General features: G+C 39.0%; 7 protein-coding genes. 5 read left to right on the forward strand and 2 right to left on the reverse strand.

Features of this window, described 5'->3' with window-relative positions; translation table 11 throughout:
* The first annotated feature begins 373 nt into the window (after window positions 1-373).
* From LT090_RS09925 to LT090_RS09945, 5 genes are all read left to right on the forward strand, one after another.
* Window positions 374-1,195, forward strand: coding sequence for a MipA/OmpV family protein (locus tag LT090_RS09925; RefSeq protein ID WP_070795941.1), 822 nt, complete (start codon window positions 374-376; stop codon window positions 1,193-1,195).
* 36 nt (window positions 1,196-1,231) lie between these two features.
* Window positions 1,232-1,597: a DUF3019 domain-containing protein gene (locus LT090_RS17280; protein WP_068545414.1), complete on the forward strand. Its 366-nt coding sequence runs from the start codon at window positions 1,232-1,234 to the stop codon at window positions 1,595-1,597.
* Window positions 1,582-2,340 (forward strand): response regulator transcription factor, encoded by a 759-nt coding sequence (locus LT090_RS09935; protein WP_068545413.1) that lies wholly within the window; start codon window positions 1,582-1,584, stop codon window positions 2,338-2,340. Before LT090_RS17280 ends, LT090_RS09935 begins: the two co-directional genes overlap by 16 nt.
* Window positions 2,341-2,348: 8 nt before the next feature.
* The gene (locus tag LT090_RS09940) at window positions 2,349-3,533 is read left to right on the forward strand and encodes an ATP-binding protein (protein ID WP_068545412.1); all 1,185 of its coding nucleotides are present in this window, start codon (window positions 2,349-2,351) and stop codon (window positions 3,531-3,533) included.
* Between the two features lie 146 nt (window positions 3,534-3,679).
* On the forward strand, window positions 3,680-4,654 hold the full coding sequence (locus LT090_RS09945; RefSeq protein ID WP_068545411.1) for a transposase: 975 nt from the start codon (window positions 3,680-3,682) through the stop codon (window positions 4,652-4,654).
* A gap of 331 nt (window positions 4,655-4,985) precedes the next feature.
* Here LT090_RS09945 and LT090_RS09950 read toward each other — a convergent pair whose 3' ends face one another.
* Both LT090_RS09950 and LT090_RS09955 read right to left on the reverse strand, forming a co-directional pair.
* On the reverse strand, window positions 4,986-7,754 hold the full coding sequence (locus tag LT090_RS09950; protein ID WP_068545410.1) for a M16 family metallopeptidase: 2,769 nt from the start codon (window positions 7,752-7,754) through the stop codon (window positions 4,986-4,988).
* Window positions 7,755-8,269: 515 nt separating this feature from the next.
* Window positions 8,270-14,554, reverse strand: coding sequence for a S8 family serine peptidase (locus LT090_RS09955; RefSeq protein WP_070795943.1), 6,285 nt, complete (start codon window positions 14,552-14,554; stop codon window positions 8,270-8,272).
* Window positions 14,555-14,580 lie beyond the last annotated feature (26 nt).

A 14,580-nucleotide genomic window follows, 5' to 3' on the forward strand; every position in this document is an offset into this window, starting at 1 on the left:
TAAAGTAAAACGTACTATATGATTGAGTTTTTTTCATTTATGTAAATTAAATTTTTGTACAACTTACATAAGCTTTATTTCACAGCACTTCCTTAACATTTTATTATCAAATAACTTAAACAAGAGTAATTATATTCTGAGATTTTGTTTAAGTATGTTACTTTAGCCGGATAGTAGCGCATTGCATAAATAATGACCTGTAATTTTTTTGTTAACACTTTTTTACAGCAGTGAATTTTCACCTTAACTACAGTGTGCTATATCGGAACATTTATATATGCTCTTTATCAATGTTTACGATGTTTTCCTATGACGTATTAATTACCTTTATTGCAGTAGTGTAAATAGGTAATAGAAAGAAAAAGATAAGATAATGACGAGAAATTTAGTGCATAGCCTGCGATTATTAGTGTTATTAATGACAATAACATTTGCTGCATTTTCCAGTGCGGCGGACGAAGTAGAAGCTACAGATAAAGACAGTGAAGAAATCGATCACAGTTTTTTTGCCTTCAAGCTTTCTGGTGGTTATTTTAAATATGATTCGCCGTTAAACTTTAAAGAAGATTTCGAAACAAACATATTACCAGGTTGGACATTCTATTATAAAGATGACTTTTTCATCGAAAATACAAAGGTTGGTTACAACTTATATAAAGATGAAAATACCTTTATTGATTTCGTTGGTTTACACAATTTTGATGGTTTGTATTATCATGCCGATGATACTGCTATCGAAGAATTCTTTTCTGTAAATCCATTTCTTCCGCCTGAAGAGCCGCAACACAATGCGCACTTAAGTTATTTAGCTGGTCCGGAAATAAAACGTACTATAGATTCTACTATTATTAGCGCAGGTTTTTATACCGACGTGTCTAATGTACATCATGGGCAACAAGCAAATTTTTCAATTCAACACCGAATTCTAGAATATAAAATCAAGTTAGTTTTAGAGTTTGGCGCCGTTTATAAATCAGATCAACTGTTGGAATATTATTATGGTTCTGACTTAGTTGGTGACAATATCAATTATTATACTCAAATTGATGCAGCCTACCCCCTACTTGATGGGTTATTCTTGGTCGCGAATTACAAGTTCGAGCGATTATCGAGCAAGATTAATAGCTCAAGTTTGACTGACAAAAAGGAATTGAACAGCGGGTACATAGGGATTAACTGGGTAACTTATTGGTAGGTTTTTGATTTAATGCGTTTTTTGGTGTCACTTATTATGTTTTCACTCTTATTTATTAGCAATATAAATAAGAGTTTTGCTGTATCTGACAATAAATTTTCAGCCTTACCAAACAAATGCGTTTTAAATAATAAAGATGCAAATTGCAATACTGAAGTTACGTTAAGTTGGGAATTGGAGTCAGCGCAAAGTATTTGTGTTCTAAAAAATGACGAGATTATCTTTTGTCAAAATAAAACTCTAAAAGGCACTCATACGATACGGATAAGTAGTAATAAATCATTACTGTTTAAACTGGTCGAAATGGACAGTCTTGTCGAGCTTTCTAAAATCAAATTTAATCTGCTATATTTAGGTAAAACATCATCTAAAAGACGCAAACTTCCATGGCAAATACTGTAATGCAAGACACTGAAACAATTAAAGTTTTATTAATTGAAGACGATCACAAGTTAGGCTTGAAAATAAAGCGTTTTTTAGAGCAAAACAAATACGAAGTTGAATGGCTAAATGGCGGTTCACTATTAGGCGTTGATGCGAAAGTAAACGCGTTCGATGTTATCCTTTGTGACATCGACCTACCAGATATGTCGGGCTTTGATATTTGTAACCAATGGCGCAGCAAGTTTGAAGGTGCATTCATGTTCATTACTGCGTTTACCGATTCAGAATGTCAAATTGAAGGCTTAGAAATGGGGGCGGATGACTTTATTGTTAAGCCGTTTGTACCAGACGTGTTATTGGCTCGCATACGAGCGGCGATTCGTAAATTAGATAAACCAACGAATACTAATGACGAAGAAACACCTATTTCTTTGCCAGACTTTTCGCTAAACCCTGTAACATCACAAACAAAGGTTGGTGAAACGTTACTTTCTCTTACTCAACAAGAATTTAAAATTTTATATCTCTTTGCCAAAAACTTTAACTATAAAGTGACACGCGAAGTCATTAGTAAAATCGTGATGAACCGCGAATACGACGGCTTTGATCGCTCTGTTGATGTTTATGTCAGTAAATTAAGAAAGAAGTTTAATACTATCGCCGGTAACCCATATCAGATAAATACCTTATGGGGTAAAGGTTACGTGCTAACAAAAGCTGAAAGCGAAAGTGAAAACCAAACCGAAAGCGAAAGCGAATAAAGCCAACAATGAACTTTCAATTCTTAAGATTAACCATGTTTTTGATGGCATCGTTAATCATACTTGCGATAACATTGGAAAAGATCTGGGAGTCTATTGACCCTCCTGAAGTTATTGTATCTGCCGATGATGTCTTTAACTCTGCGATTTCCGAAAATGGTAACCTATTCTCATTGCAACCGTTAGCTAGTCTGCAATTTCAAGATGATCTAATTGTTACGCTTAAAGCTGGCGAGATCATTCGTTTAAACGACGACAACGACAATTCATATTATTACAAGCTTCATAATGATCAGGTAATGGTGTTAGGACCAATTCAAGCCAATCAAAGCGACAATAACAATGGCAATATAATCTCTTTAGTTTTCTACTTCGGCTTTGCCTGCCTGGTGTTGCTTTGGTTTAGACCTGCGTTTATCGACCTAAAACGTCTATCGTCAGCGATGAAAGACTTTAGTAAATCAGCAAAATGGCAGCATTTATCGTTAAAACCTACATCAATTGCCTACCCTGCAGCCGATACAATCAACTCAATGGCATCTAGAATTGAACAATTGATAGAGTTACAGAAAAGCTTATCGAGAATGGTAGGACATGAAATAAGAACGCCACTCGCCCGCACAGGTTTTTCAATAGCAAGCTTGAAACACGATCCGTGCATGGAAGAAATCTTATCTATAGAAGAAGATCTAAAAGAGATCGAAGATTTAACTGAAGAGTTCCTGCAAATCACTAAGTTAGAGTTCGACTCAAAGGATATTATCTTAATCAAACAAAATGTTTATGCGCCAATCGAACACTTAGTGAGTAAACTTCAGCGTTCATCTCGCATCAATATCAAGATTGAAGTTGATAACAACCTGCTTGTTCCAATCGAATCAAAAACCTTTAATCGATTAATGCAAAACCTAATCACCAATGCATTAAAGCATGCAAAAGATGAAGTTGTGATTCATTTAACCGCAAAAGGTGAGCAATATACGTTATGGGTAAGCGATGACGGAAAAGGCTTTGAACAATCAAATGTCGCCCACAAACCATATTACCAGGAAAATCCGAAAACCGATGGCTATGGACTCGGCCTGTCAATCGTTTCGATGATAGCGTCGTGGTACGGCGGAAAAATAACTTTCGATCGCTCATCAAGCTTAAATGGCGCCAAAGTGATCTTCACCTGGCCTTTCGAAGACTAATCCTCTTTATCTAGCCACCCACTGTAACTCTCTTATTAGCTATATAAAGACAGCTTTTTATGTAGACAGCCACTGTAATTATCTAATTTGGTATTTTCTCTAAATCGACCTAAACTTTTAGGTAGGTTACTCATGGAGGAGTTATTATGCCGAAACCAAGACGCCAACAGGTTGTACTTTCCGAAACGCCTTTCTACCACTGCACGTCTCGTTGCGTTAGACGAGCTTTCTTATGTGGAAAAGACAAAGCTTCCAAAAAATCATTTGAACACCGCAGAGCGTGGGTTGAAGAACGCTTATTGTTCCTCTCAAGTGTCTATCTTATCGATATTTGTGCATTTGCAATAATGAGCAATCATTCACATGTAGTCGTAAAAGTTGATGTTGAAAAAGCGGAAAGATTATCCGATATAGAAGTTCTATATCGGTGGCATAAAATACATTATGGCACACAATTGACACGTCAATATTGTAAGAACAATCAGATAGATAAACACCTTACCTCTACCTTAGGTGCAACAATTAAAGTTTACCGAAAACGACTTTGCGATTTGAGTTGGTTTATGCGCGACCTGAATGAATATATTGCAAGGCTCGCCAACGAAGAAGATAAATGCACAGGGCGATTTTGGGAAGGCCGCTTTACCTCACAAGCACTGCTCGATGAATCAGCTCTGCTAGCCTGTATGGTCTATTGTGATTTAAACCCGATCCGTTCTGGATTAGCGAAAACCGTGCAAAATTCAAGTTACACCAGTGTTCAACTAAGAATAAAATCAGCACTTTCAGGCAAACAACCTTCACAACTGTTGCCTTTTACAGGAGGAAAGTCTCTAAATAAAACGAATGGAATTTGTTTCGAGATAAATGATTATATTGCGCTAGTCGAAACAACAGGCCTTTCAATTCGAGATGATAAAGCGGGCTATATAGACAAAAATGAATGCAACATCTTAAGTGACCTTGGCATTGAAGAAGAAAATTGGATAGAAATTGCTCAAAATTTTGAATCCCACTTTAAAGGTGCAGTAGGAAAAGAAGCCTCACTAAATATATATGTAAAAAACACGAGATATAAACGAAGGCCGAACCATAAAAATTCGCAAAAATACTTCGCCTGATTCAAAATATCATATTTAAATTGCATCATATTTCCCATGATGAAAATAACTGTGCGCCAATACTTTTAAACCCCCAATTTTTCTATTCATTTAGTTTAAAAACAAGCTATCGAACCTTCTAACTATCCAAATAAGCTAACATTTATATAAAATTATTTATTTTGTCGATAACAAAGGACGATTACAGTGGGTGGCACTGTTTAAAAAACTATTTAAAACCAACAATAAGAACATTATTTAATGCAAAATTTAATGGGTTACGGTGGGTGGCTTAGTTAAGGGAGAAAAAAACCGCCATCAGGCGGTTTTTTATGATTGATGTACAACCAGGTTATTCGGCTATTTTAGCGAAATCGCCGGCTTTGTATACATTGATTTTCTTACTCGCAATATGTTTAACAAATGCTGCTTGAATGTCTTCTAGCGTTAGCTTTTGAACTGCTTCAATTTGTGCGTCATAGTAATCTAAGTCGATTTCATTGATGCTGCTGCTATTAATTACACTTGCAATTGCTTTATCATTTGCCCATGAACGGGTGCGGTTACTGATAAAGCCTTTCACTGCTCGGTCTAGCTCTTCTGCGGTAAAACCAGCATCGACAACTTTCTGAGCTTCTTCATTAAACGCGGCGATTACTGCATCCATGTTCTCTGGAGCAGAAATTGCGATGGCGTAGAAGATGCCTTGCTTATCAACAGCATCAACCTGAAGACCTGAGCCTACAGAGTAGCTATAACCCTCTTTAACACGGATACGCGCACCAATTCGAGAAGTAAACGGGTCACCACCAAATATTGCATTAGCAATATTTAACGCTAAATAATCTTCATGTTGAGTATGCATATCAATCGGGTTGATTATGTACAACTGGGCGTTTGCTTTGTCTGGCGTTTCAGTACTAACAACTTCACCTTGGGTTTTCTTTAAGTCTAACGGCATATGTTCATAAGGGGTATCATTTACAAACCCTGATAATACACTGTGTAGCTGCTCTGAAACCTGCTCAGCATCAACATTACCAACAACTGTTATATGACCATTATTAATATTGAAATGACTGTTATAAAGCTCAGATAATTTCGCTGGTGTTACCGCGTTTATCTCGGCAATTTGTTGGTCAAGCTCAGTAAACGCTTTAGGGTGACCCGCTGGGTAGTTATATAGCGCTTTACGGAAGCTATTTGACGCGATAGATTTTGGATCATTACGCTGTGCTTCTACACTAGCAATAGCAGAACGTTTTGCAACATCAAGCTCGGCTTGCGGGAACGTCGGAGCTGATAATAGTTCACCAAAAAACTTAACGGTTTCTGCTAAGTTTTCGCTATCTGTGGTAATACTCATATTGGTAACACCAGCAGAAGTACCAAAACCAATCGAACTCTTTAACTCATCCAATTTAGTTGAAATTTCTTCTTTGCTGTATTTTTCATTGCCAAGACGGATCAATGAACCGATCATGCCAATAGCGGTGCTGTTATTAGCTAAAGTTTCCGGCGTACCCGATGGGAAATACATGTTTATAACAACTTCATTACCACGTAATTGTTTTGGATAAACATTGATCTTAGTCCCCTCTTGCCATTGTGTTTGCACTAAACGACTCTTGATGTTTGGTACTGTGTTATCAAATACTTCGCCCGCCGCAGCAACTTCCTTACCTTTGTAATCTTTCAAGATATCAGTTAAATCTGGTGCTGCAGGAATTTCTGCTCGAACAGGTTTTTCTGTCGGAATAAAGCGACCTAAGGTACGATTACTCTCTACTAAGTACTTTTCAGCTGCTGCTTGAACTTGCTCTAACGTGGTTTCTTGCACTAGATCACGGAAGTAAAACATGTGGCGGTAATCGCCTTTAGCGATATATTCCGACAACTCCATTCCGATGCCTGTCACATTTTTAGTTTGCTGATCAGCTTGCTTAGCAAGGCTCAACTTGGCTAGCTTTAATTCTTCTTCGGTGATCGGTGTGTTTTTAATGTCTTCAACAATGTTTATTAATGTCTCTTCCATTAATTTCAAATCGCCGGTTTTTTCACCTTGAACTAAGAATAAAAACTGCGAGCTATCTTTTAGCAGAAAGCTAAAGTTCGTTGCCCCTGTCGCTAGGCCAGTTTCAACCAATTGCTTTTGTAAGCGACCGCGAGTGTAATCACTTAATATTGCTTCCAATAATCTTAGTGCTGCGGCATCTGGATGTAAGCTGCTTGGCGCGTGATATGACAAACCTACAAATGGTATATCACCAACACGCTTAATATTTACGATACGTGAACCGTCTTGAGTAGGTTCAACAGTATATAGTGGCTCTACAGGAGTTGCAGGTTTAGCAATAACGCCAAATTTTGCTTCGATGTTCTTGATTGTTTCAGCTTTATCAAAACGACCTGCTACTGTTAATACCGCGTTGTCTGGGCGGTAATGTTTGTTGTAAAACTCGCGTAATCGAGAGAATGGAAAGTTTTCAACATCGCTACGAGCACCGATAGTAGAGTTTCCGTAGTTGTGCCATAAAAACGCCATTGATGACATGCGGCTAAGCAACATGCGAGATGGAGAGTTTTCATTTTTCTCCATTTCGTTGCGAACAACAGTCATTTCACTTTTTAATTGCTCTTCGGTGAATGTCGCGTTGATCATACGATCTGCTTCCATTCCTAACGCCCACTCTAATGAATCAGCATTTGCATCAAAGATCTCAAAATAGTTGGTACGGTCTAACCAAGTCGTAGCGTTAGTAGCCATGCCTCGTTTCTTGAATTCAGTGGTGATTTCAGGATAGTTTTTAGAGCCTTTAAACAACATGTGCTCTAACAAATGGGCCATACCTGTCTCACCATAATATTCATGTACTGAACCAACACGGTAAGTAACGTTAACTAATGTTTTAGGCTGTGATGCATCTGGGAACAGCAACACTTTCATGCCGTTTTCTAAGGTATATTCTTCGATACCTTCTACGCTACGTATGTAAGTTAACGCACTGCTTTGGTTTTGCACAGATTCAGCTGCAACAACGCCATCAGTTGTTGAGCAAGCGGATAAACTTAGAGCTAATGACACAGACATGCCAATTAGAGTGGGTTTGATAAATTTCATTAGTTAACCTTCATTCATTTTATGGTAAATAACATCACCAAAATAAGCAGATATTATTTCTCTATTTTATGCACGCACAGTAACCTTTGTATGGCTATAGAACAACTAAATAAATGTTAAAAATTATTAATAGATTTATTAATTAAACTTAGCGCAAACTATTAATATATCTGGATTTGATAGAAATTTAAGATTAAAAGGATTGGCTGACGAAAGAGACCTAGAATAGAATGGAAAAATCGCTCGAAGGGTTGGGAGCTTCGAGCGATATTTAGTGGTACTTTTGTTTATTAAACAACGATCAGTCTGCCACTTCAAAAGCAAATTTATTGTTGAGTCATCATTAAAGTATATGAATAAGATACCTTTGTTAAATTGTTAATTCAAACAAACAAATGTTAAAAATTATTAACTCGCTCAAATGTCAATTTCAATACTTTAAATGATAAAATCCCAAAGCCGTAATAACACAGCTTCGGGATTTTAATGCCTATTTACAATTTTCTGCAAATGAATTAACGGATGCTAATACGTCGTCTACTTAATAGAGCAACCAAAGTAAAAAGCATAAACGCCAAAGCGCCACCTGAGCTACTGCCTTCTTGTTCAAGTTCAATAACGCTTTCATCAGATGTATCACAATCTGCTGTGGCTTTAAAACCAGCTACTGCCACTACTTCAACATTAAACGAAGCAACTGCTTTGTCAGCACTGTTTTCTATATCAGCAACCATTACATCAACGACGGTTGTGCCTTGGAAATCACACAGAGCTTCAATCGTTAACATCGAACCTGGTTCATTGCCTTCAACTGTTGTTAAAACGCCGTCACTACTGGCTGTAATTTCATTTACAGTGCTTTGCAAATCGCTATAAAGTACAGGTAATGTTACTACCTCACCTTGGTTGAGCGTAATATCCGAGATTGGATTAATACTAATATTACCGGCAACTTTCAATGTATTGGTAACCGATTTAGTAATGCGATTTAATTTAGTTTTCACTGTTAAATCGATTTCTTCACCAGCATAATCTTCTGCAACTTTAACCCAGAAACTAAACCCTGTTTTACTGTAATCTTCACCAATAAAGTCGAAACAGATAACTAAGTCATCGTGTAAAACCTCATCAAGATCACCGTAGGCAACTGCTTCATTTCTAAAACCACCGGCAGGACCAAACGCTCCACGAATTCCGGCCATGCCATGGAAGCCAACCGTACCTTGACCATGAACCATATTTAAGTTGTCGTATGCATAAATCACTTCATAGCTACCGATTTCGTAGCTGTATTCTAAATCTAGTATCGCTTGGAAATCGTAACTGTCATCATTTGCTATACCTTGAGAACCGGTAAAGAAACGTTCGCCCTCTATGGTATAAGCATTATCCCATTCAATTAAGATGTTTTTATTAGTGTCAGTCATAAACGCGCCTAAGGTAATACCTTGAGCATCATCAGCAATCAAGGCATCCTCCGGCGTAACTTTACCAGTGGTTAATTGCACTGATTTGCCACCTACCATAAGTGGTCCAAGACGAATATCTGGCAAGCCGTACATAGTGCCAAACGGGTCGCCATAAGGTACACCAAATAACGGATAGTCTGTACCTGAATCGATGTAGCCCATTGGACTAATACGTAATTCTTGATAGCTGTTTGGCGCATTGTATAAATTAAAGTCATTGTTTTGACCATAACCAAATAATTGTGCCACATTAACTCTAAGTTGATCTTTCCATGACCCCATTCGATTTGGATCGTCGGAACCATAAGGTGGCGTCGCCCCTCGCGGATTTAATTTTGCCATATCGATGTACTTACCCTCGGGGCTAGTGCCATCGAAATAATTACCAACTGGCGGTGTCATACACATTGGATTGTATTTGTCCGCCAATGGGTGATCTTCAAAACCTTCTTCATTAGGATTAACATTGGTACTCATTTGATAAAACGGGTACAAGTTATAGCTGTTTGGTTGGTATCCAGATACAGTTACGCCCGTTGAATTCTCACTGTAATCAGTAACGAAACGAGGATCACCGCCTAGACTATATGGTATAAAGTTCAACCCGTCAGGCACTTCAAACTCTAAATCAAAGGTACGTTGGTAACCCGTGTGATTTTTCGCGTAATTCACGTCTACTCGAATGTAATTGCCGGCTTTTACTACTTCGTCGGAAACCTTGACAGTAAATGCGTCTTCGCCACGAATTAATTTTACCGGCATCGCACCTAGGTTATTTAGATTATTCTGTGAAGTACCTAGTTCAACCATTCCATACAACGCATCGCCCTGATTTAGTTCAACATCGTAGGTTAAATCTAACGTTATTGGCGTAGTGCCGTCATAGCTATCTGGTGCATTAACATGCAGGCTTTCAGACTCTTCATCTGTAATAATCGAAATCGAATATTTGTAGCTATCTCGCAAGTATTCGTAAAAACCCGTCGAAGACTTATCTTGGTTTACGTTCTGTAAATAGATCCAATAGCGGCCTTCTTCAGGATATTGCAACATACAATTATTATTCATCAAGTCAGAAGACGATAAACACATGCCTTCTTGTTGAAATTGTATTTCGCCATCACGATTATTGTCACGACCAATACCAATAAATAAATCGCCTGCTAGCCAAAATTCACCTGGATTTCCACCTTGTGTTGATGTGGTAGCTATACGTTCTAATACATCAACCGCTAACAACTTAGTGTTTTTCGGAACATCAACCCAAATTAAACGGACAGAATCTTCATTTCTGGCATTTTCCCAGTCCCAACTCGACGGCGAATTATCAAGCGGTAAGTCAACAATACCAACGAAAGTACCACCTTCACTCGTATCCGCTTCATCGATAATATATTCACCAGCACCATCGATTCGAATATCTCCATTTTGGTCTAATCCAAAGTAGTTAACACCACCCTGTTGATAAACTTTCGCTTGCAGATCTGTCGTTGATCCCCACGGTGCTATGCCATTAATAGGAAATTGGCCAATATTTTCACTGGCAACACCGGTGGCAAGTAATGGTAATTTTGACTCATTTAAAGCAACACCTACCGGTAATCTAGAAGTACCTAAATTGCCATTTTCAGGTACTAAATGTACTGTCCCAGAAACCATTGACGTACCTTTGCTATTCGCACTGGTCGAGCGTTTGATATTCGCAGTAAATAATACTGTAATCGATTGCCCTTTAGTTAATGTGAACGATGTTGGTGATGCAGATAAAGACAGCGATGTTTCTGATGTTTCAGTATTGACATGCCAAGTATTAGCCCCTAATTTTGTCGATGTAAACGTTCGTGTCCAGCGACAGGTATTAGCGCACTCACCGTTAAATAAGTAAGGTAAATTCAATTGTGTTAAATCACCGCCCATTTTTGGATCGGCGGCAATAAAATTGGCATGGCTTTCATCCATAATCAGCGCACTATCAATCGCGTTTTCTACATTAACTAATCCAGATCCCGCTTCCCATGAACGCGTGAGTTGACGTTCAAAATAGCTATGCATAACCTTTTGTAAGATTTCATTACCATCTTTAACTAGCTCACCGGTTTCAGGATCGATAACTGGCGCTTCATAAACAAACTTTTGATGCAAAATATTGTCTTCATCGTATTCAGGACAAATCTCTTCATCGCTACTATTGGCGTAATCGGTAACATCAATACCGTTTTCCAAAATGATCCCTGAACAATTTATGCGAGCCCAAGAACCGCCGGTTACATCACCGGCTGTCAACATTACTGCAGACTCAAGCTCATTTGCAGTCCACTCATCGCCTCGAGCTTGTTTCATAAGAGCCATAACACCAGCCATGTGTGGAGCGGCCATAGAAGTCCCTGACTCAAATGCATAATCAGCTGAGTTAGATTTATTCTGGAAAGCGCCATCATTGGTGTAAGCCGAATAGATATTCGCTCCTGGTGCTGCAATCGTCGGCCCCATCAAACTAGGGTATGTAGTATTGGGTCCTTTTGATGAGAAACCGGCTAAATCTTTAATTCGTTTCGGATCATAATTCACCTGCTTTTTAACTGACTTAATCGTTAGATAGATATCTTCATTTTCAATCATCGTCTGTCTAAGAGTGGTGCGACCTAAGCCTTTTTTCCAGGTGCTACTGCCAACATGAATATATGGCAAGTTGCGGTAACCTAAAACATCACCGCTTTGTTCGTCTATTTCTTTAATATTAACCGCAAGCGCTAAGCGTCGGTCGTAATCATAATCTGGATTATCGTTATATAAAACAAAACCAGCAGCGCCGCGCTCTCCGGCATTTTCAGCTTTAACCAAACGAGGAAGATTATCTTCAACGGTGTCATCACCACGCGCACAAACTAGTATTTTATTATTAAAATCAAATTCTTGTGTTGGGTCTACAGGATCTTTCCAACTATCAAAATCTAAACAATGCGGGTCACCCTTGAACATTTTTAATACAGGTTCAACAGGTGCAACCGCTTGAACTGCATTTAAATTAAGATTCTCTTGTGAGTCATTTGAGACATTATAAACACTGCTCTCGCTCGAGTGTTTAATTGTGCTATCTATTGTCGCTATATTCGAGTTTGCGGCCGCTAACACTTCGATAAAACCGTTACTTTGAACCGCACAACCGTTTGGACCACAACAGGCGCCATACCATTCATCGTTTACATTGTATGGTTCGTCTGGCCAAATCGGTTTGCCTTTAGAATCTTCATTTGTTTCAACAGAATAAGCACAACATTTACCCGCAGATTCGCCGGTTAAACCTTGATGATTTTCAGGGCACTGGGGAGCGGTATAGTCGGCACAATAGTAGCCTTGGTTTTGTAAATCATTTTCCGTATTGCCAAACTTCCCAGGATAAAGCTCTACTTCACGACCTTCACAAATACTTTCATAACTTTTTGGGCCGTGAACATGGTCATCGACACATTCACCAAAAACTTCTTCTTCACCAATTAAGCAAGCACCATTCGCACCGCCATTGTCGCCACCTGAGTTCGATTGTTTAAGCTCACACTCTAATGTCTCACCATTACGCTCTTGATTGTCACTGCATTGCAAGTAACACATGCTATCAATCATTTCATAGCCGTCTTCACAAACAGGTGCTAGTGAACAATCATTATTTATACAAGCACCAAAGTCTGCGCCGAGAGCTGCGATACCAGTTGCTTCGCCAGAAATACTACGGGCAAAACTACCACCTAAATCGATAGCATTAAAATCGACTGCATCAACACTGTATTGCAAGCCGGCGCTGCCGATATCTTTTTGGCTACGACCTAAGTCGGTTGCCGCAACCGTTAACGACCAAGGTGTTACGTTAGAAACTTGGAAATAGCCGCCAGTATTACCCGCTGCTGCAGTAACATGAACGCCCTGCTCCTTTAGAGATAGAAACCCTTGTAAAATTGGATCGCCCCACGGATCGCGAGAACCACCACCGATAGACCAGTTAAGCACGTCAACGCCATCGGCGATCGCTTGTTCAATTGACGCCAACATGACATCCGATAAACAACCGGCAATAGGGTCTCCACCACCGCCAGGTAAACATACTTGATATGAAATCACATTTGCATGTGGTGCCACACCTGTTACGGTTCCCAGTTTTTCAACACCTGCTGCAACACCTGGTCCAGCACGAAATTCTCGGTATAAATAATCAACATCATAGACAACATTACCGCCAGCAATACCTGCGGTATGAGAGCCATGGCCGACATAATCTTTACCATTAGCTGGACGTATCATGCCGGTATTAGAATTGACCTCTTCGCCACGATCTAATGTAACTTGCTTCGCTAGCTGACTACGGTACCAACTGGTAATTTCTGGATATGAATAAACGCCGATAAGTTTATCGTTACATAAATGTGCCCACTCTTGAGTTGCACAATCACCTAAGTAACCACCGCCATCAATTGGATTTGTATGCCTATAGCCGTCATCGCCTATTGCTGTAAACGATTTACTATCGGTATTAATCCCCGTATCAGCGATACCGATAATCATACCTTCGCCTTGATAACCACTATCTAAATTCCAAGCTTTGTCAGCCGCTATCACTTCATGTGAGCTAACAAAATCGCCATCAACAACACCGGTAGGCATGTATACTTGCACTGGGCTTATTGATTTTACCGAACTTAGTTTCGCCAGTTGAGCTGCTTGATTTTGATTCATTGTTACAGTCACAGCATTTACTGCATCAGTAAACGAACGATTAATCTGTAAGTCAAAACCAAATTCTGCTGCAGCGTTTATTAATTGCTGCTGTTCACTTTTTAAAAACTCTCGATAAGCAATGACACGATTTTGATATTGGTGTGATTTTTTGATCGCTTTAAGTTTACTGCGTGGTAAAACCTTTGATGGTGAGTCAACTGACAAAAGGCTGCTATTACCATCTTCTTTAGCATAGGTATCTAAATGGGTTGCAGCTAAACCGTTAATACCACCAGTGTATAGCGCCATCGGATGGTGATTCAACATCACCACAAAATTAGTATCGCCAGTGATGGAAGGATCGGCGGTAAATTTACTACGTCGTGTTAATTGACGATTCACCACAGTTGAGCTTTCTGGCATACCGGTTAACCGATCAACTTTTACGCTGGTAATATTACTTGAAACTGCGCTCGCCGGAATTTCAACTTGTTGGCGAATATTTGATTTCTGCAAATGCGCAGGCAACTCGGTTTTGTCGACATTCCATATTTCAGCAGCAGACAAGGCACCACTCATATATAGTGCGCTTAAACCGGCAAACATTATTCTTTTGGTAATCATAAGAAACCTTTTTCTCTAATTTTTTT

Source organism: Thalassotalea crassostreae, assembly GCF_001831495.1.
Taxonomy (GTDB): Bacteria; Pseudomonadota; Gammaproteobacteria; order Enterobacterales; family Alteromonadaceae; genus Thalassotalea_A; species Thalassotalea_A crassostreae.